General features: G+C 75.9%; 24 protein-coding genes. 10 read left to right on the forward strand and 14 right to left on the reverse strand.

Going from position 1 to position 25,400, the window contains the following annotated elements; all coding sequences use genetic code 11:
* Positions 1–11 precede the first annotated feature (11 nt).
* On the reverse strand, positions 12–2,171 hold the full coding sequence (gene helR, locus ACFVQZ_RS02275; protein WP_383618932.1) for an RNA polymerase recycling motor ATPase HelR: 2,160 nt from the start codon (positions 2,169–2,171) through the stop codon (positions 12–14).
* Positions 2,172–2,403: 232 nt separating this feature from the next.
* Positions 2,404–2,733 carry a hypothetical protein gene (locus ACFVQZ_RS02280; RefSeq protein ID WP_383618933.1) on the reverse strand — a complete coding sequence of 110 codons (330 nt, stop codon included), beginning with the start codon at positions 2,731–2,733 and terminating at the stop codon, positions 2,404–2,406.
* A gap of 154 nt (positions 2,734–2,887) precedes the next feature.
* Here ACFVQZ_RS02280 and ACFVQZ_RS02285 point away from each other — a divergent pair, with 154 nt between their 5' ends.
* Positions 2,888–3,553, forward strand: a complete 666-nt coding sequence (locus ACFVQZ_RS02285) for a GPP34 family phosphoprotein (protein ID WP_383618935.1) — start codon at positions 2,888–2,890, stop codon at positions 3,551–3,553.
* Positions 3,554–3,567: 14 nt separating this feature from the next.
* Here the strand turns inward: ACFVQZ_RS02285 and ACFVQZ_RS02290 are convergent, their stop codons facing one another.
* Entirely contained in the window at positions 3,568–4,164 is a 597-nt protein-coding gene (locus ACFVQZ_RS02290; RefSeq protein ID WP_030494923.1) for an HD domain-containing protein, read from the reverse strand.
* A gap of 215 nt (positions 4,165–4,379) precedes the next feature.
* Here ACFVQZ_RS02290 and ACFVQZ_RS02295 point away from each other — a divergent pair, with 215 nt between their 5' ends.
* Together ACFVQZ_RS02295 and ACFVQZ_RS02300 are read left to right on the forward strand one after the other, a co-directional pair.
* Positions 4,380–5,945 (forward strand): phosphodiester glycosidase family protein, encoded by a 1,566-nt coding sequence (locus tag ACFVQZ_RS02295; protein ID WP_383618938.1) that lies wholly within the window; start codon positions 4,380–4,382, stop codon positions 5,943–5,945.
* A gap of 115 nt (positions 5,946–6,060) precedes the next feature.
* Positions 6,061–8,085 carry a SpoIIE family protein phosphatase gene (locus ACFVQZ_RS02300; protein WP_383618940.1) on the forward strand — a complete coding sequence of 675 codons (2,025 nt, stop codon included), beginning with the start codon at positions 6,061–6,063 and terminating at the stop codon, positions 8,083–8,085.
* A 15-nt stretch (positions 8,086–8,100) separates the two neighbouring features.
* Here ACFVQZ_RS02300 and ACFVQZ_RS02305 read toward each other — a convergent pair whose 3' ends face one another.
* The 4 genes from ACFVQZ_RS02305 to ACFVQZ_RS02320 form a co-directional block, all read right to left on the reverse strand.
* On the reverse strand, positions 8,101–8,838 hold the full coding sequence (locus tag ACFVQZ_RS02305) for a hypothetical protein (protein ID WP_383618942.1): 738 nt from the start codon (positions 8,836–8,838) through the stop codon (positions 8,101–8,103).
* Positions 8,839–8,931: 93 nt separating this feature from the next.
* Positions 8,932–9,579, reverse strand: a complete 648-nt coding sequence (locus tag ACFVQZ_RS02310) for a hypothetical protein (protein WP_383618944.1) — start codon at positions 9,577–9,579, stop codon at positions 8,932–8,934.
* A gap of 72 nt (positions 9,580–9,651) precedes the next feature.
* Positions 9,652–11,949: a protein translocase subunit SecD gene (secD, locus tag ACFVQZ_RS02315; RefSeq protein ID WP_383618946.1), complete on the reverse strand. Its 2,298-nt coding sequence runs from the start codon at positions 11,947–11,949 to the stop codon at positions 9,652–9,654.
* Positions 11,950–12,079: 130 nt separating this feature from the next.
* Positions 12,080–12,475 (reverse strand): hypothetical protein, encoded by a 396-nt coding sequence (locus tag ACFVQZ_RS02320; RefSeq protein ID WP_383618948.1) that lies wholly within the window; start codon positions 12,473–12,475, stop codon positions 12,080–12,082.
* Positions 12,476–12,668: 193 nt separating this feature from the next.
* Here ACFVQZ_RS02320 and ACFVQZ_RS02325 point away from each other — a divergent pair, with 193 nt between their 5' ends.
* Positions 12,669–13,376 (forward strand): lysophospholipid acyltransferase family protein, encoded by a 708-nt coding sequence (locus ACFVQZ_RS02325; protein ID WP_383618950.1) that lies wholly within the window; start codon positions 12,669–12,671, stop codon positions 13,374–13,376.
* On the opposite strand, the gene ACFVQZ_RS02330 is transcribed toward ACFVQZ_RS02325, so the two are convergent.
* Positions 13,336–14,475 (reverse strand): enoyl-CoA hydratase/isomerase family protein, encoded by a 1,140-nt coding sequence (locus ACFVQZ_RS02330; RefSeq protein ID WP_383618952.1) that lies wholly within the window; start codon positions 14,473–14,475, stop codon positions 13,336–13,338. The genes ACFVQZ_RS02325 and ACFVQZ_RS02330 overlap by 41 nt on opposite strands.
* A 78-nt stretch (positions 14,476–14,553) precedes the next feature.
* On the opposite strand from ACFVQZ_RS02330, the gene ACFVQZ_RS02335 reads away from it, so the two are divergent.
* A complete protein-coding gene (locus ACFVQZ_RS02335; RefSeq protein ID WP_383618954.1) occupies positions 14,554–14,772 on the forward strand; it encodes a CsbD family protein in 219 nt (72 codons plus the stop codon).
* A 71-nt stretch (positions 14,773–14,843) separates the two neighbouring features.
* On the forward strand, positions 14,844–15,506 hold the full coding sequence (locus tag ACFVQZ_RS02340; RefSeq protein ID WP_383618956.1) for a GAP family protein: 663 nt from the start codon (positions 14,844–14,846) through the stop codon (positions 15,504–15,506).
* Between the two features lie 177 nt (positions 15,507–15,683).
* Here the strand turns inward: ACFVQZ_RS02340 and ACFVQZ_RS02345 are convergent, their stop codons facing one another.
* Complete coding sequence (locus tag ACFVQZ_RS02345; protein ID WP_030494932.1) at positions 15,684–16,367, reverse strand: GNAT family N-acetyltransferase; 684 nt, start codon at positions 16,365–16,367, stop codon at positions 15,684–15,686.
* A gap of 288 nt (positions 16,368–16,655) precedes the next feature.
* Positions 16,656–17,357, reverse strand: a complete 702-nt coding sequence (locus tag ACFVQZ_RS02350; protein ID WP_383618958.1) for a ribonuclease H — start codon at positions 17,355–17,357, stop codon at positions 16,656–16,658.
* A gap of 178 nt (positions 17,358–17,535) precedes the next feature.
* Here ACFVQZ_RS02350 and ACFVQZ_RS02355 point away from each other — a divergent pair, with 178 nt between their 5' ends.
* Positions 17,536–18,141, forward strand: coding sequence for a hypothetical protein (locus tag ACFVQZ_RS02355; protein ID WP_383618960.1), 606 nt, complete (start codon positions 17,536–17,538; stop codon positions 18,139–18,141).
* Positions 18,142–18,301: 160 nt separating this feature from the next.
* On the forward strand, positions 18,302–19,474 hold the full coding sequence (locus ACFVQZ_RS02360; protein ID WP_383618962.1) for a hypothetical protein: 1,173 nt from the start codon (positions 18,302–18,304) through the stop codon (positions 19,472–19,474).
* Between the two features lie 98 nt (positions 19,475–19,572).
* Here the strand turns inward: ACFVQZ_RS02360 and ACFVQZ_RS02365 are convergent, their stop codons facing one another.
* Positions 19,573–19,956 (reverse strand): hypothetical protein, encoded by a 384-nt coding sequence (locus ACFVQZ_RS02365; protein WP_383618964.1) that lies wholly within the window; start codon positions 19,954–19,956, stop codon positions 19,573–19,575.
* Positions 19,957–20,119: 163 nt separating this feature from the next.
* Positions 20,120–20,965 carry a class I SAM-dependent methyltransferase gene (locus ACFVQZ_RS02370; RefSeq protein WP_383618966.1) on the reverse strand — a complete coding sequence of 282 codons (846 nt, stop codon included), beginning with the start codon at positions 20,963–20,965 and terminating at the stop codon, positions 20,120–20,122.
* A gap of 172 nt (positions 20,966–21,137) precedes the next feature.
* On the opposite strand from ACFVQZ_RS02370, the gene ACFVQZ_RS02375 reads away from it, so the two are divergent.
* Positions 21,138–21,725 (forward strand): TetR/AcrR family transcriptional regulator, encoded by a 588-nt coding sequence (locus tag ACFVQZ_RS02375; protein ID WP_030494937.1) that lies wholly within the window; start codon positions 21,138–21,140, stop codon positions 21,723–21,725.
* Here the strand turns inward: ACFVQZ_RS02375 and ACFVQZ_RS02380 are convergent.
* Both ACFVQZ_RS02380 and ACFVQZ_RS02385 read right to left on the reverse strand, forming a co-directional pair.
* On the reverse strand, positions 21,722–22,291 hold the full coding sequence (locus tag ACFVQZ_RS02380) for an NADPH-dependent FMN reductase (RefSeq protein WP_383618968.1): 570 nt from the start codon (positions 22,289–22,291) through the stop codon (positions 21,722–21,724). The two genes, ACFVQZ_RS02375 and ACFVQZ_RS02380, sit on opposite strands and share 4 nt — an antisense overlap.
* 66 nt (positions 22,292–22,357) lie before the next feature.
* On the reverse strand, positions 22,358–23,983 hold the full coding sequence (locus ACFVQZ_RS02385) for an aspartate:alanine exchanger family transporter (RefSeq protein ID WP_383618970.1): 1,626 nt from the start codon (positions 23,981–23,983) through the stop codon (positions 22,358–22,360).
* Positions 23,984–23,999: 16 nt separating this feature from the next.
* Here ACFVQZ_RS02385 and ACFVQZ_RS02390 point away from each other — a divergent pair, with 16 nt between their 5' ends.
* Positions 24,000–25,367: an NAD(P)/FAD-dependent oxidoreductase gene (locus ACFVQZ_RS02390; RefSeq protein ID WP_030494940.1), complete on the forward strand. Its 1,368-nt coding sequence runs from the start codon at positions 24,000–24,002 to the stop codon at positions 25,365–25,367.
* The last annotated feature ends 33 nt before the right edge of the window (positions 25,368–25,400 follow it).

The following is a 25,400-nucleotide window of genomic DNA, read 5'->3' on the forward strand; positions in this document are numbered from 1 at the left end:
GCGGCGGCCGGTCAGCCGCTGGTGAGCACGACGAGTCGCTGGGTGGCCCGGGTCATCGCCACGTAGCGGTCGACAGCGCCCTCGATGCCCTCGCCGTACTCCTGCGGGTCGAGGAGGACGACGAGGTCGAACTCCAGACCCTTGGACAGGCTCGGGGTGAGCGCCCTGACCCGGGGGCGGTCGCCGAGGCTGGGGAGCCGGCCCTCGGCGGCGATGACGCAGGCGACACCGTCGGCGTGCGCGGCGAGCCAGTCGTCGAGGACGGTGTCCAGTTCGGCGGTGCCGCCGTGCCGGACGGGGATGCCGGAGGCGCGGACCGAGGTCGGCACGTTGGCGTCCGGGAGGGCGGCGCGGATGACCGGGGCGGCCTCCGCCATGACCTCTTCCGGGGTGCGGTAGTTGATGGTGAGGGAGGCGGTCTCGATGCGGTCGAGGCCGATCCGCTCCAGGCGTTCGCGCCAGGTCTCGGTGAAGCCGTGCCGGGCCTGGGCGCGGTCGCCGACGACGGTGAAGCTGCGGGACGGGCAGCGCAGCAGCAGCATCTGCCATTCGGCGTCGGTGAGTTCCTGGGCTTCGTCGACGACGACGTGGGCGTAGGGGCCGGCCAGCGGGTCGCCGGCGGCGGCGGGCAGGCCGCTGTCGTCGACGAGGCTGTCCTGGAGGTCCTTGCCGAGGAGCATGGTGACGGCGCCCTCGCCGTCGTCGTCGGAACGGACGATGCTGTCGATGACGCCGGCCATCCGCTCCTTGCGGGCGGCGAGGGTGGCCCGCTCCCGGCGCTTGCGGGCGCTGGCCCGGGGGTCGCCGAGCCGCTGCCGGGCCGCGTCGAGGAACGGCAGGTCGGACGTGGTCCACGCGTGGGCGTCGGCCCGCTGGAGTGCGCGCACCTCGTCGCGGTCCAGCCAGGGGGCGCACAGGCGCAGGTAGGCGGGGACGGTCCACAGGTCGCCGACGAGGTCGGTGGGCTCCAGCATGGGCCAGGCGCGGTCGAGGGTGGCGACGAGTTCGCGGTCGTGCCGCAAGGCGCGTTCGAAGAGGGCGTCGGGGACGTCGTCGCGGGCCTTCTCCTTGAGGAGGGTGACGAGTTCGTCCCAGACGATCTCGCGGGCCTCGTTGTGCGGGGTGCCGGGGCCAGGGGCGTCGAACGCCTCCGCCCAGTCGTCGCCGGTGACGGTCAGGTCGCCCCAGTCGGTGGTGACGTGGGTCGGTCCGGCCGGCGGCTCCTCGTAGAAGCGGACGGCCTTCTCGACGGCGCGGACGAGTGCGGCGGACGACTTGAGGCGGGCGACCTCGGGGTCCCGCTCGGGCCCGGCGGCGGCGCCCTCGGGGACGAGGTCACGGACGGTGCAGGTCCGGACGCCCTCCTCGCCGAGGCTGGGCAGCACGTCGGAGACGTACGCGAGGTAGGGCTGGTGGGGGCCGACGAACAGCACGCCGCCGCGGCGGTGGCCGAGCCGGGGGTCGGAGTAGAGGAGGTACGCGGCGCGGTGGAGGGCGACGACGGTCTTGCCGGTGCCGGGGCCGCCGTCGACGACGAGGGCGCCGCGCGAGCCGGCGCGGACGATGGCGTCCTGGTCGGCCTGGATGGTGGAGAGCACGTCGCGCATCCGCGCGGAGCGGTTGGTGCCGAGGCTGGCGATGAAGGCCGACTGGTCGTCGAGGGCGGCGTGCGCGTCGAGGCCGCCCTCGGTGAAGACCTCGTCCCAGTAGTCGGTGATCGCGCCGCCGTTCCAGCGGTAGCGGCGGCGGCTGGCCAGGCCCATCGGGTGGGCGTGGGTGGCGCCGAAGAAGGGTTCGGCGGCGGGCGAGCGCCAGTCGACCAGCAGCCGATTGCCCTCGCTGTCGGTGAGGCCGAGGCGGCCGATGTAGAGGGGTGCGGAGCCGTCGGCGGCGACGATCCGGCCGAGGCAGAGGTCGAGCCCGAAGCGGCGCAAGGCGCGCAGCCGGCCGGAGAGCCGGTGGACCTCCAGGTCGCGTTCCATCGCCTCGCGGCCCACGCCGCCGGGGGCGCGGCGCACGGCGTCGAGCCGCTCGGACAGCTCGGCGACGGCCTGGTCGAGGCTCTCCGCGACGGCGGCGAAGTGCTTCTCGTCGTCGGCGACGAGGGCGGGGGCGGCCTTGGCGGCCAGGCGGTCGGGGAGCCGGAAGGGGCCGGTGGTGCTCAGGGGCATGGGCACGGATCTCGTTTCCGCAGGTGACGGGGGTAGGTGTGCGATTGTGCGGCACCTGGGGGGCCTTGCCGCAAGGCCCCCCTTGCGCTATACCTTGAACATGGCGGGAGAACTCCCGCCTTTTTTCGTGCCCCGGCCTCGCCCGCCCGGTCTCGTCGCCGCCCCGCCCCCCGCCGCCGGTCTCTTCACGCCCAGACTCTTTCGCGCCCGGGCACATGGTGGGCGGGGTCGGTCAGCGGGTGTCGCCGGTCCAGTCGAGGCGCCGCGGGTCGCCGTCCCGCGGCCCGTAGACGGCCTTTCCTCCGGCGCCGTAGCGGCCCAGCTCCGTCTCCAGGACGGCGCCGGCGCGTATCTCCTCGCCGGTCCAGTCGGTGACGTCGAGCAGCAGACCGTCGAGCGGGCCGCCGACCAGCTCCGCGTAGACCCGCCCGGGGCGCGGTCCCGGGCGCGGGTCGTCGTGCTCCTGGCCGTACACCCGGCCCCGCAGCAGCTCCTCGTCGCGGTCCCCGCCCATGCCGCCGTCCTTCCCCCGGTCCCGGGCACTGTCGCTCTGCCTGTCCATGGCCCCAGCGTGACAGCCGCCACTGACAACGGCCCGCCGGCCGGCCCCGTACGGACGTTCCCGCCCGCGGGGGCGCAACCGGACGGGCCGTCAGACCGTCCTCCCGGGCAGAGCCTCCGGAGCGGGTCCGGCGGCCCCACCAGGAAGGACGCCGATGACGATCACGCTCGCCGAGGAGATCGCCCTGCTGTCGCTCGACGACGAGTCCGGGGAGGCGAAGGAGCGGGAGGCGGCCGCGTGGGCGGTCGCGGGCGGGATCCTGCTGGAGCTGGTGTTCGCCGGGCGGGTGTCGGTGACGGGCGGGCGGCTGGCGGTCGTGGACGAGAGCCCCACCGGGGAGCCGCTGCTGGACGAGCGGCTGGTGCTGTTGGCCGGCTGGCTGGGGAAGCGGAGTTCGGCGCCGAAGGTCGCCGAGTGGCTGACGAGGGACCAGGCGAAGGCGCCGGCGGCGACGGTGGCGCGGCTGTGCGCGCGGGGCCTGGTGGTGGAGGAGAGGCACCGGGTGCTCGGGCTCTTCCCGGTGCGCCGCTATCCGGAGGCGGACGGCTCGGCCGAGCGGGAGCTGCGGGAGCGGCTGCGGGCCGTGGTGCTCGACGGCGCCGCGCCCGACGAGCGGACGGCCGGGCTGGTCGCGCTGGTGCACGGGGCGAAGCTGCACCGCCTGGCGTTCCCCGGGGAGCCGCGCAAGGAGGTCGCCGCGCGGATGGAGCAGCTCGCGGAGGGGCAGTGGGCGACCGACGGCGTGCGGGAGGCGGTGCGGGACCTGCGGGCGGCGGTGGCCGCGGCGACGGTGGTCACCGTCCTCACGGCCGCCGGGTGAGCCCGGCCGGGCGGTCAGGTGACGGCGTGGCCGTACGCGGCGGCGAGACCGTCGAGTTCGGGATCGCCGTAGTGCCGGCGCAGGGCCTGGAAGGCGGTGACCTTCTCCGGGCCGAAGCGGCCGATGCGGACCTCGAAGCTGTCCGGGGAGACGAATCGCGGCGGGGTGCTCTTGCTGTGGAACTTGTCGGCGTACATGACCATCCGCTCCTCGGGCGTGACGGGCACGTAGTCGGCGGGCGGGATCGGCAGGCCCTGCGCGAGGACGTCCTCCCGGGTGATGCCGACGCCGGTGTGGCAGGAGCAGAAGCGGCACAGGGCCTCGGGCAGGCCCTCCTCGGCGAGCAGCCGGTGGCCGAGGAGCCCGTGGGTGACGTACGCGGAGCCGTCGATGCGCCCGGCGGCGTCGTACAGCCGGTAGACGCCGATGTCGTGCAGCAGGCACCCGGCCCGGACGAGGTCGGCGTCGACGTCCGCGCCGGAGCGGGCGAGCAGCTGGTCGGCGACGGCGGCGACGATCTCGCAGTGGGTGAAGACGAGGGCGAACGCCTCGTCGCTGGGGGCGTGCTTCCGGTGCAGGGCCCGGATCTCGTCATATGAAGGGATCTCCACGCCGGAAGGATATCGGGGCCCTTTCCGGGCTCCGGCGCGGTACGGCGGACGGGTGACGTCCCGGCCGCGGCGGGCGGTCCCGCCCCCGCCGGGGAACACAGGGGAACCGAACCTTCCACGACTCTGCGGCCCCTGTCGAACTGCCCGTCACCCTCCGTCCACGGGCGGCGGGTTGCCTCTGTCACCAGGTGCGTTCCGACGACGGAAGGACTCCCATGCAGCGCAGGTCCCTCGCCCTCCTCGCCGCCGCGGCGGTCCTGTCGGCCGCCTCCGTGCCGCTCGCCGAGGCCCGTCCCGCCGCCCGCCACCCCGTGGAGGACGCGGCGAGCGTCACCAGCACGCCGGCCCGCGGCGTGACGCTCACCACCTACACGTACGGGCGCCGGGACGCCGGCCACGTGTGGACCGTCCAGGTGAACCTCCCCCGGGAGGCCGACGGCCCGCTCGCCGGCGCGCCGCTGGCCCTCGGGCCGCGCGGGACCGCGCTGCGGGTGGCGGAGGCGCTGCGGGCGGCGGGCTTCGAGCCGCGCGTGTCGGAGGTGACCCACCCGGGCTACGCGGACCTGGCGCCGGGGGTGCTCGGCTGGACGGTACGGACGGGGAGCTCGCCCGACGAGGCCGGGGCGGCGGCGCTCGCCGGCCGGCTCCGGGCGGCCGGCTTCACGGCCCGCACCCGCTCCACCGCGCAGGACGGCACCGACGACGACGTGCCGCAGCGCGTCCACGTCCTGCGGGTCGACCTCGGCGCGTTCGGCGGCCGGCTGGAGGCCGGCCACGGCCCGACCCTGCACGGCACCGAGCGGCTCACGTCCCTCATCGGCGCCGCCGGCGCGGTCGCCGGGATCAACGGGCAGTGGTTCTACGACAACGCCCCCGGCGGCCTCTACGTGCGGGACGGCCGGCTCCTCGGCTCCGCCACCCAGGGGCGGTCCGGCATCCGGCTGGAGCGCGGCGGCCGGTCCTTCTCCGTCGGCACCTTCACGGCCCGGGTGACGGTCACGGCGGCCGGGGAGACGACGGAGGTCGACGGCGTCAACCGGATCCCCGGCACCATCTGGAACTGCGGCGGCGTCGGCGGGGACCGGCCGACGGAGCGCCCCCAGCACGACGTCCGGTGCACCGACGACAGCGAGCTCGTCCGGTTCACCCCCGAATGGGGTACGCCCCCGGCCGGTCCCGGCGCGGAGGCCGTCCTGGACGCCCGGGGCCGGGTGACGGCCGTCCGGGAGAGCCGCGGCGCCGCCGTCCCGCCCGGCGGCTCCACGCTCCAGGCCACCGGCGACCGCGCCACGTGGCTGCTGCGCACCGCCCGCGTGGGCACGACGCTCACCTTCGACGAGCGGGTGCGGGACGGCCGGGACCGCCCGGTGCCGCTGCACCGCGACACGACCGTCCTCCAGGTGGGCCCCACCCTGGTCCGCGACGGCGAGGTGGCGGTGAACGCGGTCGCCGACGGCGTCGTCCGCGACGGCCCCGACCCGTCGTTCACCTACGACTGGACAGTACGCGCCAACCCCCGGTCCATGATCGGCGTGGACGATCGGGGCCGCCTGATGCTGGTCGTCGCCGACGGGCGCCGCCCCGGCGTCAGCGAGGGCCTGGGCATCGACGGCGCCGCCCGTCTGATGCGCGCCCTCGGCGCCCGCGAGGCGCTGAACCTCGACGGCGGCGGGTCGAGCGTCCTCGCGACGGCGGCCGGCGTCGTCAACCAGCCGTCCGACGCCACCGGCGAACGCTCCCTCGGCACCGGGCTGCTCCTCGTGCCCCCGGCCGCCCGCTGACGGCCGCGCCCGCCGCCGGACGGGCGACCCCGGCGGCGTGTGGCGACAGGCGGACGGCTCCGGGAGCGGCCAGACTGGGCCTGGAACCGGGAGTCGAGCGCGGGCAGGGGTGCAGATGGCCGAGGACGTTCCCCCCGCACTCGACCGCGCCGAGATCGACGGCGCCGCCCTGGACAGCGCCATCCTCGACACCGTGTTCCGGCAGACCGAGGTCGGGGTGCACGTGCTCGACCGCGAGCTGCGCGTGGTGCGGGTCACCGGAGCGGTCCTCGCGCTGCGCGGCATCGCGGCGGACGACGTCCTCGGGCGGCCCGCCCGGGAGGCGTACCGGGCCTTCGGCATCGACGTCCACGAGGACGTGCTCCGCGAGGTCCTGGACGGCGGCCCGCCGCTGCGGGACGTCCTGATCCCCGGCCGGCCGCCGCAGGACGCCGGGCACGAGCACGTCTACTCGGTCTCCGTGTACCCGCTGCGCGCACCGGAGCGGGACGGGGACGGGCCCGCACCGGGGCGCCCGCCGGTCGGGCTGGTCGCCACCGTCATGGACGTCACCGACCGGATCCGCGCCGAGCAGCGGCTCGGCCTGCTCTACCAGGCGCGGGAGCGGATCGGCCGCACCCTGGACGTGGAGCGGACCGCGCAGGAGCTGGTCGAGGTGGCCGTGCCCGGGTTCGCCGGGTCCGCCGTGGTGGCGCTGACCGACGCGGTGCTGCGCGGCAAGCCGCCGGAGCTGCGGCGGCCCGGGGAGACGCCGCTGCTGCGGTGCGCCGCCGTGGGCGGCTCCGGGGCGGTGCGGGCGGACGGGCCGCTGCCGGAGCCCGGGACGGTGCTGCTGCCCGGGCTGTTCGGGGAGCGGCTGCCCGAGGAGCCCGAGCTGGTGCCCGCCGGCGACGGCGTCCGGCTGGTGGCGCCGCTCGCGGTCCGCGGACAGCTCCTCGGCGCGGTGGCGTTCCGGCGCGCGCCCGACGCCGACCCGTACACCGAGGACGACCTGGCGCTGGCCGAGGGGGTGACCGCGCACACCGCGACCTGTCTGGAGAACGCGCTGCGCTTCACCCGCGAGCACATCGTGATGACCGCGCTCCAGTCCTGGCCGCTGCGCCCCGAGGGCGAGAGCCGGCACGCCGTCGAGGTCGCCCAGCGGCACCGGCCGGGCGGCACCGGGGCCGGGTCCTGGTTCGACGTCATCCCGCTGCCGGGCGCGCGGGTCGCGCTGCTGGTGGGCCAGGTGGAGCGGCCCGGGCTGAGCGCGGTGGCCACCATGGGCCGGCTGCGGACGGCCGTGTACAGCCTGACGACGCTGGACCTGGCCCCGCACGAACTGCTCGCCCGGCTGCACACCGTGACGCTGCGTCTCGCCCGGGAGCAGGCGGGGGCGGACGCCCCGGACGAGCCGGCGGCGAGCTGCACGATCGCCGTGCACGACCCGGTGACCGGGCGGCTGGAGATCGCCCGCGCGGGCTCCTCGCTGTGCGTCGCCGTCCGGCCGGACGGCTCCCTCGACACGGACCTGGTCGACGAGGGGCCGCTGCTCGGCGGCGACGGGCCGCCGTTCGCCTGCGCCTCCCACCAGCTGCCCGAGGGCACCACGCTGTGCCTGGCCTCGTCCGAGCGGGCCGGCGGCGGTCCGTCGCGGGCCCGGATCGCGGCGGCGCTGGCCCGGCCCGACCGCGGCCCGCACCCGATGGCCGACGACCTCGCGGCGCTCCTCGCGCCCGAGCGGGTCCTGCTGGTGGCCCGCACCCTGCGGCTGCCGGCCGGCGACCTCGCCGAGTGGGAGGTGCCGGGCGAGCTGTCGGCGGTGGCGCCGGTACGGCACGCGGCGGAGGAGCGGGTCCAGGAGTGGGGGCTCGGGGTGGATCCGCTCACCGTCGAACTGATCGTCAGCGAACTGGTCACCAACGCGGTCCGGCACGGCGCCGCGCCGATCGTCCTGCGGCTGCTGAGGGGCGACGACTCGCTCACCGTGGAGGTCCGCGACAGCGCGGCCACCGCCCCGAACCTGCGGCACGCGAAGGCCGGGGACGAGGGCGGCCGGGGTCTGCACATCTGCTCGACGCTGTCGGACGCGTGGGGCGTGCGGTACGAGACCGAGGGCAAGACGGTGTGGGCGGAGATCGCGCTGGGCGCGCCCGCCTGAGGCGGTGGCGCCGGGTCAGGCGGTGGGCGGGGCGGCGGCGAGACCGAAGCCGTGGTTGGCGGCGACGGCGCGGATGTGGTCGGCGGAGAGCGAGCCGTGCCGTTCGAGGACGAGCGCGGGCAGGCCGGAGCGGGTGTGGCCGGCGGTGCGGTGGAAGGCCAGGACGCTGACGGGGGCCGGCCGGTGGAACGGATGCCGCCGGCGGGCGGCCTCCTCGTCGGCGTGCGCGAGGATCCTGACGTCCGGTTCGGCGCCGAGCCCGTCGGGGAGACCGTCCGTGGCGGCGGCGGCCAGGAAGTCGCCGCCGGTCCGCGCGAGCGCGGCGCCGAGGAAGGCGTGCGAGGGGCAGCGGGTGCCGGGGGCGACGACCCGGACGGTTCGCAGGTCCCCCTCCGGGGTGGTGAGCGCCTCGGGCACCCGGTCGGCGGCCGGGCCGCGCAGACCGACGGGCCCGAGCGCGAGCAGTTCGTCCATCAGGGACCGCACCTGCTGCCAGGGCACGCCCTCGGGGAGCCGTGTCCAGTCGAACGCGGCCGGGATCCGCTCGGGCACGGTCACCGCGCCCGCGGCCCGCCCCGTCAGCCGGTGCACCCGCTCGACCGCCTCCCGCCCGGGCCGGCAGACCAGCGCGTACCCGTTCCCGAACCCGTGCGCGACGACCCGCCCGGCGGCGACTTCCCCCGCCGCCTCCCGTACGTCCTCCGGGTCGTCGAGCACCCAGGTCCTCACCGCCGTGGCCTGCTGCACGCTCACGGAAACCACCTCCGCGTCCTCACCGTCTGATCGTTTTACGCGTGCAACGACCCAACCCGCCCCCGGTCACCCCCACCGCCCCTTCGGCCCACGTCACGCCAGGTGTACGGCGACCCCGCACAGCCCCAGCCCCTTGGCCACGGCCGCCCGCCACACCCGCGGCGGCCCGTCGAGCACGGACGGCTCCCGCTCCCCGTACCAGAGCCAGTCCCGCGCTTCGGCGGCGGCCCGCTCCTCCGCCGAGAACGTGAAGGCCCGCTCGATGTCCGGCAGCGCGGCGGCCGCTTGGGCGGCGGTGAGCAGGAAGTTCCCGCACCAGCCGGGCAGGAGAGCGGCCCGGGAGGGGCCGAGGGCGTGGAAGAGGGAGGCGACCGCGTACTCCTTCGAGTGGACGGAGAAGAAGACGTCCTCGTGGTCCAGGTCGTCGTCCCACAGGTCGTCGAGGACGTCGAAGCCGGGGTCCTGGACCCCTCCGCAGACGTCGTCCACGGCAGGGCCGGGGGCCGTGAGGTCCTGGAAGGCGCGGATCGCCGCGGGGTCGGCGGCCGGGGTCCCCGGGGGCGGTTCGACCGCGTACCAGGTGCGGTGGTCGGGCAGCGGATTGTGCCGCCAAGCCTCCCATCGCTCCCGGGTCCCGGGGCGTTCGCGGTCCGCTTGGATGGCGGGCAGCAGGCGGAGGGCGAGGGCGGCGATCGTCGGATCCGGGTGGGCGGTGACGGCCCAGGCACTCGTGAATCCCATCCCCGAACCGTAGCGGCCGGGACGGACAAGGGGACCCGGCCCCGGTGGAGGGCCGGGGCCGGAGGGGGCCGGTCAGACGACGGCGCCTGTCGGGTTCGGGGTGCGGGGCTTGGTGGGGCGGGTGGGGGTGGGGGAGCGGGATTCGAGGGTGACGGTCAGGGGGAGGGCGGTGAAGACCGTGGACGCCATGCCCAGGACGACGCCGGCGAGGAGGGCGACCGAGAAGTCCGTGAGGGTGTCGCCGCCGAGGACGGCGAGGGCGGTCAGGACGAAGAGGGCGCCCATGCCGGTGTTGACCGTGCGCGGCAGGGTCTGGGCGACTGCGCGGTCGGCGAGGTCCGCGAGCGGCAGCCGGCCGCCCTTGCGGCGGAGTTCGCGGAGGCGGTCGAGGACGACGACCGAGTCGTTGACCGAGTAGCCGACGACCGTCAGCAGCGCCGCCAGGAACACGCTGTCGACCGGCTTGCCGAGCCAGGCGAAGAGGCCGACGACCAGCAGCACGTCCTGCGCCATCGCGGCGACGGCCGCCGCCGCGTACGTCCACCGGAAACGGACGGACAGGTAGGCGAGCTGGGCGGCGACGGCGAGGCCGAGGGCGAGGAGCGCGTGGGCGCGGAGCTCGTCGCCGAGGCTGGGGCCGATGAGGTCGTCGCGGACGACGGTGACCGGACCGGCCGCGTCGGTGAGCGCCTCGGTGATGCGGTCCTGGGCCGCGTCGCCGGTCTCCCCGACGCGTACGCCGATGTCCCGGCCGCCGTCGCCGGTCGTCTGGACGACGGCGTCGGGGAAGCCGGCGGCGGCGACGGCGGCGCGGGCCGCGTCGGCGTCCACCGGGCGGGTCGCGGTGTACCGGACGTCCCGGCCGCCGGTGAACTCGACGCCGAGCTCGACGCCGCGCACCCCGATCCCGGCGACGGCGAGCAGGAGCAGCGCGCCGCTGACGGTGAACCAGCGGCGGCGCCGTGCCATCAGCCGGGGCGCCCGGCGGGTGAGCCGGGTGCGGAGCCGGCCGAGGCCCGCCATGCCGGTGAGTCCGGGCCTGCGGCGTACGGCGGGCAGGGCGAGGGCCGCGTCGGCGAGCAGCCGGGTGATGACCATGGCGGTGAGCATGGACGCGAGGACGCCGATGGCGAGGGTGACACCGAAGCCCTTCACGGGGCCGGTGGCGAACGCGAAGAGGAGTCCGGCGGCGAGCAGGGTGGTGATGTTGGAGTCGGCGACGGCGCTCCACGCCTTCCCGAACGCGGTCGCGAGCGGGCGGCGCGGATCGCGGGTGGCGGCGTTCCGGCCGAGGAGCGCGTACTCCTCCCGGGCGCGTTCGAAGACGAGGACGTTCGCGTCGACGGCGATCCCGACCGCGAGGACGAAACCGGCGAGCCCGGGGAGGGTGAGGGTGGCGCCGAGCGCGACGACGGCGGCGTACGAGATCAGCCCGTAGAGCAGTAGCGCGACGGTGGCGAGGAGGCCGAGGAGCCGGTAGACGGCGATGACGAAGAGGCCGGTGCAGGCGAGGCCGATGACGGCGGCGAGGGCGCTGGCCCGGATGGCGTCGGCGCCGAGGGTCGGGCCGACGGTGCTCTGCTCGACGGTGGTGACGGGGACGGGCAGGGCGCCGCCCTCGACGAGCGCGGCGAGGTCGCGGGCCTCCTGGGCGGAGAAGCCGCCGGTGATCTGGGTGGCGCCGCCGGTGATGCCGGCGCCGCAGGTCACGCCGGTCTGCACGGCGGGGGCGGAGACGATCCGCCCGTCGAGGACGATCGCGACCCGGCGGGCGGGGTCGCCGGCCGGGGCGCAGGCGGCCTCGCCGGTGAGCCGGGCCCAGTCGGCGGCGGCGCCGTCGCGGAAGGCGAGGTCGACGGTCCAGCCGCGTCCGCCGGCGCTGTCGAGGACGGCGTCGGCGCTCTTGACGCCGTCGCCGGTGAGGGCGGGCGCGGCGAGGGCGAGGTAGCCGCCGCCGTCGGGGTCGGCGAGGGCGCGGGTGCCGTCGGCGGCGGGGCGTTCGGCCGGCGCGGGCGCGGTGCCGGTGACGGCGTGGACGGTGAGCTGGGCGGTGCGGCCGATGACCTCGGCGGCGGCGCGGGGGTCGCGCAGGCCGGGGAGTTCGACGACGATCCGGTTCTCGCCGGAGCGGGCGAGCGACGGTTCGGCGACGCCGAGGCCGTCGACCCGCTTGCGGAGCACTTCCAGGGCGCGGTCGGTGGCCTCCGCGTCGGCGCGGACGCCGGGGGCGTCCTGGGTCTCCAGGACGATCCGGGTGCCGCCGCGGAGGTCGAGTCCGAGGCGGGGCGAGGTGGTCAGGGCGGTCCAGAGGGCGAGCGCGACGACGGCGAGCGCGAGGAGCGCGCGCCGGAGCACGGCGGACGAGGACATGGGGTCTCCACGGGCGGTGCGCGGACGCGCGCCGGGACGGCGGCGGTCCGCGCGGGGTGAGCTGGGGTACGCGCGCGTGGCCGGGCGGCGGGCATGCCGGAGGCCCGGACGGCGACGAGGTGAAGCGGCGTCAGCTGTGCCGGGTGGAGGGTGGGCCGCGGGGGGCCGTGGGGTCGTACGGGAGGCCGGGCGGCGCGCGTTCCCGCTGCGGGTCCCCCGCCACGCGCCCGCGTGCCGGTTCCGCGTCCGCGTGGCGCGCGACCACGGGGGCGGCGGGCGGCGCCGGGAACCGTACGGCGTGCTCGACGGCGTCCGCCGGTTCGACGGCCTGGGCGGGCGCGGCGTCCGTGCCGGAGGCGGAGACGTCCGCGGGCGCGGCGGTGTGCGCCGGGGCGCTCGCCGCGGCCGGGGCCGGGTCGGGCGGGGGCAGCGGGGCGGTGAGGAAGGCGCAGAGCGCGCACAGGAGGGCCGGGAGGAGGCGGGCCAGGAGCGCCGTCGGCGCGGGTCGGCGGAGTGTCGCTCGCACCGTGCACCGCCCTTCGCCGTCGTGACCCCGTGCCGGTCAGCGTAGACGGCGGGCGGCGGGCGGCGGACACCAGGTGGGCGGGGCGGCGGAGTTGAGTACGGGGTGAGTACGGGCGCCCATGCCGGCGGCGGGGGCTGCGGCGGACGATGGGCGGGCCGTCGTCGTCCCGGTTCCGAAGGTGGGGGATCCGCCCGTGCTCAGTCGTCTCGCCGCTCATGTCGTGCCGTTCTTCGGGCGGTTGACCGTGACCGCGGACCCGGGGGCCCGGATCGAGCCGGGCAGCATCATCGTCGCCAACCACACCTCGCTCGCCGATCCGGCGCTGGTGCTGGCCGCGCTGCGGCGGCGGCTGGGCGCCGAGCCGGTGCTGCTCGCGGCGGCCGGGCTGTGGCGGGTGCCGGGGCTGGGGGCGGCGCTGTCGCGGGACGGTTACGTGCCGGTGCACCGGAACACGGCGCACGCCTCGGCGGCGCTGGACCGGGCGGCGGTGGCGCTCGCCTCGGGGCGCCCGGTGATGCTGTACGCGGAGGGGCGGATCCCGCCGCGCCGGGAGGCGTCGGAGGCACCGCCGGAGGAGTTCCGCACGGGTCTGGCGCGGCTCGCCGGGGCGACGGGCGCGCCGGTGGTGCCGGTCGGGCAGGCGGGGGCGCGGCGGATCACGTCGGGCGGGGCGGTGAAGCAGGTCGCGGGGGTGCTGACGGCCCCGCTGCGGCGCCCGTGTCTTCATGTGCACATCGGGGCGCCGCTGCGGCTGCCGGCGGACGTCTCGGCGGCGACGGCGCTGGCGCACGGGGCCGTCACGGAGGCGTGGCGGACGGCGGCGCTGGCGCTGGGCGAGCCGGCGGCCGGGGCGGGGCCGGTCAGCGCGCGAGGCCGAGGTCGCCGCCGGGCGGCGGCGTGAGGTAGCGGGCCACGTCGGCGTCGGTGACCTCGGCGAGGGTCGCGGGCCGCCAGCGCGGGTTCCGGTCCTTGTCGACGACCTGGGCGCGGATGCCCTCCACGAGGTCGTGGCTGGTGACGGCGGCGCAGGAGGCCCGGTACTCCAGGTCGAGGACGGCTTCGAGGCTGTCGAGGGCGCGGCCGGCGCGCAGCACGGCGAGGGTGGCCTTGAGGGCGGTCGGGGACTTGGCGAGGAGGGTGGTGGCGGCTTCCTTGGCGGCGGGGACGCCGCTGTCGGTGAGGCGGTCGACGATCTCCTCGACGGTGGGGGCGGAGTAGCAGGCGTCGATCCAGGTCCGCTGTTCGGCGAGCCGGCCGGGGGCGGGCGGGGTGGCGTGCCGGGCCAGGGCCTCGTCGGCGGGGAGGCGGGTGAGGTCGGAGGCGAGGGCGTCGAGCGCGGCGGCGGGCACGTGGTGGTCGGCGAGGCCGGTGAGGAGGGCGTCGGCGGCGCCGATCTGGCCGCCGGTGAGGGCGAGGTGGGTGCCGAGTTCGCCGGGGGCGCGGCCGAGGAGCCAGGTGCCGCCGACGTCGGGGACGAAGCCGATGCCGGTCTCGGGCATGGCGATGCGGGAGCGTTCGGTGACGACGCGGACGGAGCCGTGGGCGGAGACGCCGACGCCGCCGCCCATGACGATGCCGTCCATGAGGGCGACGTACGGCTTGGGGTAGCGGGCGATCCGGGCGTTGAGGCGGTACTCGTCGGCCCAGAAGGCGAGGGTGGCGGTGCCGCCGGTGGCGCGGGCGTCGGCGTGGATGGCGCGGATGTCGCCGCCGGCGCACAGGCCCCGCTCCCCCGCGCCGCGCAGCACGACGGTGGTGACGGCCGGGTCGTGCTCCCAGGCGGTGAGGGCGGCGTCGAGGGCGCGGACCATGGGGTGGGTGAGGGCGTTGATGGCCCGGGGCCGGTCGAGAGTGAGGAAACCGGCCCGGCCCTCGGTGCGGCACAGGACGTCGGCGTCCCGGTCGGCGGGGGCGTCGGCGGCGGGGTGTTCTGCGGGCACGGCGATCACTCGGTCCTTCCCTGGCACGGCACTGTGTCGCCGCCCAAGGTACCGGCCCATGATCGCCACCCGCCGGGCACGGGCGGCCGCCCCGGCCTAGCGTGGAGGTCGGGGACGGTCCGAGGAGGTATCGCGGGCATGAGCGGCACGATCGGCAGGGCGCAGGAGAGGGTCCGGCACGAGGTCGACAGGGCCAGGGGCCGGGCCAAGGAGTTCGCCGGCCGGCTCAGCGGCGACGAGCGGCTGGAGGCCGAGGGCAGGACGGACCGCGCCAGGGCGGACCTGCGTCGGGCGTGGCGGAGTCTCGGCGCACGGGTCAGAGGTGTGGGGGACTCGCTGCGGAAGGACCGGCCCTGACGGTGCCGTCCGTCCCGGCGGCCGGCCCTTCGGTGCTCACGGGGCGGTGTCCGCGGACGGGTGGTGACGCGATGGTGGTCGACCTGGTGGTGATCGGTCTCGCGGTGGCGCTGTTCCCGCTGCCGGTCATGGCCTTCGTGCTGGTGCTGGCCTCGGACCGGGGGCTGCGCAAGGGGGCGGTGTTCCTCGGGTCCTGGCTGGCGTGCCTGGTGGCGGTCATCGCGGTCGTCGTCCTGCTGACCGGCGGGGAGCCGCCGCCGCCCCGTTCCCCGCCGTCGCGGGCCGCCCAGGTGGCGACGCTGGTGATCGGCGCGGGTCTGGTCGGGTACGCGGTGTACCGGTGGCGGACCCGCCGGGGGTCCGGTGCCCGGGCGGCGGACGCGGCCGTGACGCGGGAGCCGGCGTCCTCGGAGGGGGTGTCCTTCCGGTCCGCGGCGGCCCTTCCGCTGCTGGTACAGCCGTGGGGGATGGTGGGCGCGGCGGCGGCCACGGTCGTCCAGGCCGATCTGTCCGACGCCGGGAACGTGGTGGCGCTGGCCGGCTTCTGCCTGATCGCCACGTCGTCGCTGCTGGCGATGGAGCTGTGGACGCTGCTGTCGCCCGAGCGGGCGCGGCGCGCCCTCACCGGGCTGCACGCGTGGCTGACGCGTCACAAGGAACCGGCCGTCGTCGCCCTGTGCCTGCTGCTGGGACTGTGGCTGGTGAGCCGCAGCCTCTACCTGCTGACGGCGTGACGGCCTGGAGAAAGAGGAAGGAGGGGCGGGAAGGACTCACCCGCTTCTCGCGGATCCTGATTGCACGGTGCGCGGCCGGGGCCGCTACTCCGTGTCCTCACGCGGAGTCCTTCCCGTCACTTCCATGAAAACACCCCGGCGCGCCGCCCGCAGGGCGGGCGGCGCGGGCAGGGCGGGTCAGGCCGGGAGGAGGTCCTGGAGGACCCGGCTCCGGCGGGGGGCGCTGAGCCGCAGCTCGATGATGTCCCGAACGGTGGGCCACTCCTCGTCGAGGATCGAGTAGAAGGCCGTGTCCCGGACGGCGCCGTCGAGGCCGCGCGAGTGCGCTCTGCGGATGCCCTCGCAGGTGGCGCCGAGGCGTTCGATGGCCACCCGCGAGCGGGTGTTGCGGGCGTCGGCGCGGAGGGTGATCCGGCGGACGCCCCAGTTCTCGAAGGCGTGGCGGAGCATGAGCAGCTTCGCCTCGGTGTTGACGCCGGTGCCCCGGGCGTCGCCCGCGATCCACGTGTTGCCGATCTCGGCGGCGTCGGGGATCGCGGTGAGCGGATCACCGTGGGGATGGCCGGGGGCCGGGGGCCAGACCAGCGGCCCCCGCCAATAGTCGAGTTCGAGGAAGCGGGTGGAGCCGATCACCCGGTCGTCAGCGGTGCTGACGAGGGCGAAGGGCAGGCAGCGCCCCACGGCCTGTTCGGCCAGGGCACGGGCGATGTAGTCGAGTGCGGATTCCAGGCCGTCGGGCACGGGAGTGAAGGCATAGGCCGATCGGTCCGCCTCGCCGGCCCGCGCGAGGGCTTCGGCGTGCCGCATCGCCAGCGGCTCCAGGCGCACGGAGCGCCCGGTCAGGAGAACAGGTACTGGCACGGAACCTCGGGTCTTTCACGGGCAGGGGTCACTTCCGTCACGACGCTGTGCGCCGGAAGTGAAGGGGGGAGTCTCGCCGGGTGCCGAGGTCACGTCGAGAGACGTCGGATGAGCAGCCAAAACGGTTCGTCACCAGGTGCGAGGAGGAACAGTATGCAGCCACAACAGCTCTGAGAACAGAACCCCGGAAGAACCCGGATCCACGCGCGGGTGAAGCCTGCCCGAGGCGCTCGGAACGCGGTCTCAGGGGGCGGACATGCCCGCCCGCCCCTCGGACGGCGTCAGCGCTCAGACGCAGGTCGGGTGGCCCCAGCCCTCCGCGTTCTTGCTGATGCTCTCCCCCTTGTCATAGGCACGCCCACAGCGGCAGCGGCCCGGAAACCGGGCCTTCAGGGTGCCGCCGGACGGGCGACTCCGGCGGGCCCCCGAGGCGCCGGAACCGCCAGACGCGGAGGAGCGCGCCCGGGGCGCGCGGGGCGCGGAGGTACGCGCCGCCGCGGGCTCCGGGTCGGGCAGGGCGGAACCGGCGTCCGAGCCCAGGGGCTCCTGCGTACGGGCGCTGTGGCTGGCGGCGCGGTCGGCGGCGTCGTTCAGGGGGTCGCCGTCCGCCTGGTGCGCGGGGGTGTAGACGAAGTCGACGTCCCGGCCGGTGAGCAGGGCGTCGATCCGGACGACGAGGTCCTTGTTGGCGACCGGGGTCCCGGCGGCGGTCTTCCAGCCCTTGCGGCGCCAGCCGGGGAGCCAGGTGGTGACGGCCTTCATGGCGTACTGGGAGTCCATCCGGATCTCCGCGGGCACGGCGGGGTCCAGGGTCTCCAGGAGCCGTTCCAGGGCAGTGAGTTCGGCCACGTTGTTGGTCGCCCGGCCGAGCGGCCCGGCCTCCCAGCGCTCGACGGTGCCGTCCGCCCGGCCGATGACCCAGGCCCAGGCGGCGGGGCCGGGATTCCCCTTGGACGCGCCGTCACACGCGGCGATGATCTTCTCCAGCATCCTTCGATCCTGACACGGACAGGGGTGTGCTCGGGTCCGCCCGGGGCGTGCCTCCGGGCACCCCGGGCGGGGCTGCGGCGGGCTCCCCGCGCCACGGGGTGTCGGCGGTGCCCCGTAGACTCGCCGTCTGCCCGCCAAGGGCGGCCCCGGCCCCAGCTGACAGGAAGCGACGGACTCCATGAACCACGCGGACGGCACCGCACCGATCTACGCCCAGCTCATACGGGAGCGGGGGGACGTTCCCGGTGACGTGCGCCAGACCGCGGAGGACGTGCTGCGCGACCTGAGCCGGTACATCAAGATCCCCGCGCCCGCGCCGCAGCCGCCGATGGGCGCCGGCGCGCCGGCGGGCATGCCGGGGATGCCCGGACAGCCCGGCATGCCGGGGATGCAGGGCCAGCAGGGCGTGCCGGGGATGCAGGGCCAGCAGGGCGTGCCGGGGCAGCAGCCGGGGATGCCCGGGATGCAGGGCCAGCCGGGACTGCCGGCGCCGGTCGGCCGTCCCGGAATGCAGGGCGGCCCGGGCATGCAGGGCGGCCCCCGGATGCAGGGCGGCCCGGGGATGCAGGGGCAGCAGGGCCAGCCGGGGATGCAGGGCCAGCCGGGGCAGCAGGGGCTTCCGGGCGTGCCCGGTCAGCCGGCGCCCGGGGCTCCCGCGCCGGCCGCCGGTCCCGCCGGGCTGCCGGGTCCCGCGAGCCTGCCGGGTGCCGGGCCGGTGCCCGGCCAGGGCGGCCCGGGCGGGCACGCCGGCATCGTGGCGATGCGGTCGCTGCCGCAGGGCTGAGCCGGGTCAGCCGATCGGTGGACCCGGGGGTCCGCCGAAGGGTCCGGGGGACGTGGCCGGCCGGGCGAGCGGACCACGATCCCGGGGCACGGAGGATCGGGGTACGGGAGGGGCCGGTTCGCGCGGTGTCCTCCTCCTGTCCCGTACCGAGGAGCCCGAGATGACGAAGATCCGCCGCCCGTCCCGTACCGCTCGCGTCCTGCTGCCCGCGGCCGTCGCCGGGGTCCTGCTCACCGGATGCGCCCGGGCGGACGAGGCGCCCGCCGCCCCGGTGGCGTCGTCGGAGCGCCCCTCCGTCACGGTCACTCCCCCGCCGTCCGCCGGCCCCGCGCCGTCCGGGACCGCGACCGCCGGGCGGCCCGCGGCGGGGACTCTGCTCGTCAGCGACTTCGGGGCGGACACCGTCACGTTCGTGGACCCCGCGCGCGGCGCCACGGGTTCCGTGAAGGTCGGCACCGCGCCGTACGGGCTGGCCCTCGGGAAGGACGGGCGGGCCTGGGTCGCGACCGCCGAGGGCGTCGCCGTCGTGGACACCGCGACCCGGCAGCGCCTGGCCCTCGTCCCGTACCGCACCGACACCGGCCCGGTGACCACCGGCGAGTACCGCGGCGGCGGGATGGGCATCGCGCTCGCGCCGGACGGGAAGCGGGTGTACGTCGGGGTGAACGTGCCCGGCGGGAACGGCACCCTGGAGGTGATCGACACCGCCTCCCTGGAGGTCGTGGACGTGGTCGACGTGGGCCGCCGGCCGTTCGACGTGGACGTGAGCCGGGACGGCTCCTCCGTGTACGCGACGAACCACGACTCCTTCGACGTGACCGTCGTCGACGTGGGCTCGCTCGACGCCCGGCGCGTCGAGGTCGCCCCGTACGGCACCGAGGGCGGGCTCGGCTCGTGGCTGAAGCCGCATCACACGGCCGTCCGCCCGTCGGACGGGAAGCTGCTGCTGCCGTTCGAGGGCGAGCGGCTCGCGGTCGTGGACCCGGCCACCGGGCGGGTCGCGATCGAGGAGATGACGGCGAACACCCACCAGCACGGGGCGACCGTGACGCCGGACGGCACGCTCTTCGCCGTCGGGACCGGTCCGATCGACCCGAGCGAGGACGCGGGGGCCTCGCTGACCGTCCGGTCGCCCGAAGGCGTCGAGCGGGTCTACCCGCTCGACGGCCCGCACGAGGACGTGGCCGTGTCGGAGGACGGCCGGACCGCGTACGTGACCGGCGGGTTCACGCGGGACGGGTACTGGGACGGGATCAGCGTCGTCGACCTCGCCTCGGGCGACGTGCAGCGCCTTCCGGCCGGCGCGCGCCCGCTGGGAGTCGTCGTCTTCTAGCCCCGGACTGCGCGGGTCACCGTTTCAGGTCTCTTGTGGCCGACCGCTCCAGTCGGCCGATCCGGCCGGCTGGAGTGGTCGGTTTGGGGGGCGGCCGGTTACGGGGCTGCCTCGCGGAAGAGCGCCAGGAGGGCGCGCGCCTGCGGGGCGCCCGCGTCGAAGAACTGCGTGGCGAGCGCGGAAGGCACGGCGGTTCCGTGCATGCGGACCTCATGGCAGCTGAAGCAGAACGCCGCCTCGAACAGCACCGGGTCGAGAGTGTCCGCGTACGCCCGGACACTCCAGCCCGGGGAGAAGCCGCAGCGGTGCTGCTCGCTGCCGGGCAGGCTTTCGATCAAGGCCAGGGCCCTGACGGCCTCGCGCCCGATCCAGTGGGCGCCCACGCTGCCGGGATACGGGGTGCCCCGCTTTGCCGGGAGTTCGGAGATCCTTACGACCTCCAGCAGCGCAGCGGCGGCCACGGCTTCGGCGGGGAGCTTCATGTGCGTAGTCTGCCCGCGCCCCGTGTCGGACGGTGCACCTGCCTCCATCAGTGACAGCTCTCGCACTCCCGTCTGACCGGACGCTCCATCAGGCAGAAGACGAGCAGGGCCAGGCAGATGACCTGGATCAGGGCAGCGACACACCGGGTGTGCTGCACGCCCGCTACGGCCGCTCGGCCGTGATCAGCCAGGACGTGCTCAGCAGCCGGACCCCGTCGGCGGCGGTCTCGTGGGCCCGGAGGTGGTCGGTCAGGGCGGCGCGGGCGCGGGCGCGGGTGGGCTCGTCGGAGAGCTGCATGAGGTGGCGGCCGGGACCGGTGGCCAGGAGGAAGTCCGCCGCGTCGGCGGCGTCCCGGCCCCAGGTACCGTACGCGCGTGCCTCCGTCAGCGTGACGCCGGTGAACCCGGCGGCGGTGAGGAGCGCGCGGACGGCGTCCGGGTCGGAGAGGGAGAACATGCCGGGCAGGCCCGGGCGGCCGAAGTCGCCGACGGGCAGGATGCCGCGCAGGGAGGTCAGGGCGGTCACCCACGCGTTCCGCTCCGGGTCGGCGGGGCAGACGAGGGCGAGCCGGCCGCCGGGGCGCAGGGCGCGGCCGAGGTGGGCGAAGGCGGCCTCGGGGTCGGCGAAGAACATGGCGCCGTACCGGCTGATCACCGCGTCGAACGTCGCCTCGTCGAGGGGGTGGGTCTGGGCGTCGCCGCGGACGAAGGCGATGTTGCCGATGCCTTCGGCGGCGGCCCGGGCGCGGGCCTCCGCGAGCATCGGCCCGGACAGGTCGAGGCCGAGGGCGTGGCCGCGGGGGGCGCGGCGGGCGGCGAGGCGGGTGGTGTGTCCGGCACCGCAGCCGATGTCGAGGACGCGGTGGGCGGCGGCGATGCCGGCGGCGTCGAGCAGCGGGGTGTTGAAGCCGTCGTTGACGGCGTTCCAGCGGTCCTGGTGGCGGGCCCAGTGGGCGCCCTCCGGGCCGTTCCACGCCTGCTCCTGGGCGGTGTTGACGATGGTGGTCACGGCTGCCTCCTCGGCACGAACGCAAGTATGGGCGTATGCCCATTCGGGTATGGGCGCTGGCCCATACCCGAACAGTATGGGCGTGTGCCCATCCCGGCAATGCCGTCTACGATCCAGGCAGCGGGAACCGGCCGGGGTCCGGGACGCGGACGGGAGAGGGAGGCGGGCTGTCATGTCACCGCGTGGAGTGGCGACGCCGGACGTGCGCGAGCGGCTGTTCGCGGCGGCCGAGCGGGTCGTGGAGAGGGACGGGCCCGGTGCGCTCACCAGCCGGTCCGTGACCACCGAGGCGGGATGCGCGAAGGGGCTGCTGCACGCCCACTTCGCCGGCTTCGACGAGTTCGTGGCCGAGCTGTGCCTGGACCGCTTCGCCCGTACGGCGGAGAAGGCGCGGGCGCTGGCGGGGGCGGCGGGCCGGGGCACGGTCGGCGGGAACCTCGACGCGGTCGTCCTCGCGCTCCTCGACTCCGGCGGTCCGGCGCTCTCCGGCCTGGCCATGGCCCGTCCCGCCGCCACCCTGCGGATCCGCGAGGCGCTGGCCTCGGGCGCGCCGGGCTTCGCGGCGATCGAGGAGGCCGTGGCCGGCTATCTGGAGGCGGAGCGCGGCCTGGGCCGCGTCCCGGCGGGTCTCGACCCGGGGACCGCGGCGCTCGCCCTCGTCGGCACCGTCCACCACCTGCTGATGACCGCCTGGCCGGACTCCCCCGACCCCCGCCCGGCGGTCCGGCGGCTGGTGGCGCTGCTGGTGCCGGAGGGCTAGCGCTGCGGCAGAACGGTCAGGACGCGTTCGATGAACGTCTTGAAATCGTTCATGAAGTCCGTCAGGAACTGCTGGGTGGTCGGGTCGGTGACCTCGCCGTCGTCGGTGAAGAGGCCCGGGGTGAACTGGATGTACGCCTCGGGGGCGTTCATCTGCGGGGAGTTGCAGAAGCTGAGCACCGAGCGGAGGCTCTGCTGGGCGACGGCGGTGCCGATCTTGCCCGGGGAGGCGCCGATGACGGCGGACGGCTTGTGGGTGAAGGAGTTGGTCCCCCACGGCCGGCTGGCCCAGTCGATGGCGTTCTTGAGCCCGCCGGGGATGGACCGGTTGTACTCGGGCGTCACGAAGAGCACCGCGTCGACGGCCGCGATCGCGTCCTTGAGGGCCTTGCCCTCGGGCGGGTAGTCGGCGTCGAAGTCGTGGTTGTACAGCGGGAGGTCCTTGATGGGGATCTCCCGGAACTCCAGCCCCGGCGGGGCGACCCGCAGCAGGGCCTTGGAGAGGGTCCGGTTGATGGACTTCGTCGAGAGGCTGCCGACGAAGTAGCCGACCTGGTACGTGGTCATGGTGCCGTTTCCGCCTTCCGTGCGGGGTCCCCGGGCAACGTAACCCAAAGGCGGCCGGGCCGCTCGTCAGAGGCCCACGATGAGCTGGATGCAGACGATCTTCACCAGGATGGCGAGGGCGAAGAGGGTGGCGTAGCCGGTGTTCACCCGGCTGTCGGAGACACGGCTGTTGGCGTACGCGGTGATCGCCGGGTTGCCGACGTATCCGGCGAGCAGGCCCATCGTGCGGGGGCGGCTCTGGCCGAGGAGCCGGCAGACGAGGACCATCAGGGCGTAGCTGAGCAGGGCGCCGAGCACGAGCACGGCGAGCAGTTTCAGGCCGAAGAGGGAGAAGGCGTCCCGGCGGAAGGCGTAGCCGGAGGTGAGGCCGACGCAGGCGAGGAAGACGAGCAGGCCGATCTGGCGCAGGGTCAGGTTCGCGCGGGTCGGCAGCACCCAGACGAGGGGGCCGGTGCGGCGGAGCCGGCCGAGGACCATCGCCATGACGAGGGGGCCGGCGGCGGTGCCGAGGGAGAGCACCGTGGCGCCGACGGTCAGTTTCGGGATGCCGATGAGGAAGCCGGCGGCGAGGCCGAGGCCCATGCTGACGGCGCTGACCTCGCTGACCCGGGCCTCGGTGTCGCCCAGATAGGCGGAGACCTCGGCGGTGCGCTCGCGCGGCATGGCGACGCGGACCCGGTCGTCGAGCTGGAGCAGCAGGTCGTCGTGGGCGAGGAGGTCCTGGTCGCCCCGGCGGACCCGGGTGGCGCGGGCGCCGAAGCGGTCGGCGAGGCCGAGTTCGGCGACCGTGCGGGCGGCGAGGTCCGGGTTGGTGAGCAGGATGCGGCGGTAGTCGACGACGTCGCGGCGATCGAGCAGGTGCTCGGGCGCCTCCGTGCCGAGGGCGGCGACGCCCGCCGCGACGGCCTCGGGGCCGCCGACGAGGACCAGCGCGTCGCCCGGGGCGAGCGGGCCCGGGTCGCCGGTGACGACGCGGACGGCGGAGCCCGCGGGGCGGTGGGCGCTGGCGAGGAGCGCGCCGGAGGCCGCGCCGGGGACGTCCGCCCAGCGGGCGGCGCGGGTGACGTCGACGGTCCTGGTGACGAGCCGGTCGGGGAGGCCGGTGCCCGGGTCGCGGCGGCCGGGCCAGTTCCGTACGGACGCGACGGCCGCGACGAAGAGGATGGTGAGGACGACGGCGAGCGGGTAACCGATCGCGTATCCGGTGGCGGCCTGGGCCGGGTCCTCCGAGGCCGCCTGGGCGGCGGCCAGGCCCGGGGTGGTGGTGCCGATGCCCGCGTACCCGCCTGCCAGGAAGGGGCCGTCGATGCCGAAGACTCCGTGCCCGATCACGCCGACGGCGAGCGCGGTGAGCACCAGCGCGGCGACCGCGCCGAGCATCACGGCCAGCTGGGGCCGCAGCTCCCGGAAGAACGCCGGCCCCGCCTCCAGGCCCACCGTGTACACGTACAGCGCGAGACCGAGCACGGAGAGCCCGGCGGGAACGGCCGGGCCGATGTCCGGGTCCAGCGCTCCGACCAGCAGTCCCGCGAAGAGAACGCCCGCCGCGCCGAGCTTCACCGGCCCGAACCGGACCATGCCGAGAAGCGAGCCCGCCGCAATGACGATAAAAAGGGTGAACCACGGATAGTCAGCGAAAAAGTGCCACATGGTGCCTATGCAGTCACAGGCGGCGGCACTTCGCACGCTCATACGGAAGGCGGCAAGCGTGACGCGACCGAGGATTCTCGTGGTGGGCGCCGGTTTCGCCGGTGTGGGCTGCGTGAAACGGCTCGAACGGCGGCTGACCGAGCGGGAGGCGCGGATCACGCTGCTCTCGCCCTTCTCGTACCAGCTCTACCTGCCCCTGCTCCCCCAGGTGGCGGCCGGCGTGCTGACCCCGCAGTCGGTGGCGCTGTCGCTGCGGCGCAGCCAGAAGCACCGGACGCGCATCGTCCCCGGCGGGGCGGTCGGCGTCGACACCGCCGCGAAGGCCGTCGTCGTCCGGACGATCTCCGGGGAGTACGACGTCGAGCCGTACGACCATCTGGTGCTCGCGCCCGGCAGCGTGACCCGGACCTTCGACATCCCGGGGCTCGCCGACCACGCGCGCGGCATGAAGACGCTGGCCGAGGCGGTCTACATCCGCGACCACGTCATCGCCCAGCTCGACCTGGCGGACGCCAGCGACGACGACGCCGAACGGGCCGCGCGGCTGCAGTTCGTGGTGGTCGGCGGCGGGTACGCGGGCACCGAGACGGCGGCCTGTCTTCAGCTGCTCACCCACAACGCGGTCAAGCGCTACCCGCGGCTGGACCCGGCCCTCATCAAATGGCACCTGGTGGACATCGCGCCGAAGCTGATGCCCGAACTGGGCGACAAGCTGGGCGCCGCCGCCCTGGACATCCTGACGAAGCGGGGCATCCAGATCTCGCTGGGGGTGTCGGTGGCGTCGGTGGACGACGAGACGGTCACCCTGACGGACGGCCGGGTGCTGCCCTGCCGGACCCTCATCTGGACGGCCGGCGTGGCCGCGAGCCCGCTCGTCGGCACGGTCGGCGCCGAGACCGTCCGCGGCCGGCTGGTGACGACGCCGGAGATGCGGGTGCCGGGCCTCGACGGGGTGTGGGCGCTCGGCGACGCGGCGGCCGTGCCGGACCTCGCGAAGGGCGAGGCGGGCGCGATCTGCCCGCCGACCGCCCAGCACGCCATGCGCCAGGGCAAGCGGCTCGCCGACAACCTGGTGGCCACGCTGCGGGGCGAGGCCACCGCCCCGTACACCCACAAGGACCTGGGCCTGGTGGTGGACCTGGGCGGCATGGACGGGGTGTCGAAGCCGCTGGGCGTCGAGCTGCACGGGCCCGCGGCGCAGGCGGTGGCGCGCGGCTACCACTGGGCGGCGCTGCGGACCAACGTGGCGAAGACCCGGGTCATGACGAACTGGCTGCTGAACGCGGCGGCCGGTGACGACTACGTGCGCACCGGGTTCCTCGCCTCGAAGGCGGGGACGCTGCGGGACTTCGAGTACACCGACGCCTATCTGACGCCGGAGCAGATCCGGGAGCACACCGGGGCGTTCCGGGGCGCGGTCGGCTGATCCGGCTCCCCCGCCGGTGCGACCGGCCCCCGT

The sequence above is a fragment of the Streptomyces sp. NPDC057854 genome (genome assembly GCF_042797055.1).
Lineage (GTDB): Bacteria > Actinomycetota > Actinomycetes > Streptomycetales > Streptomycetaceae > Streptomyces.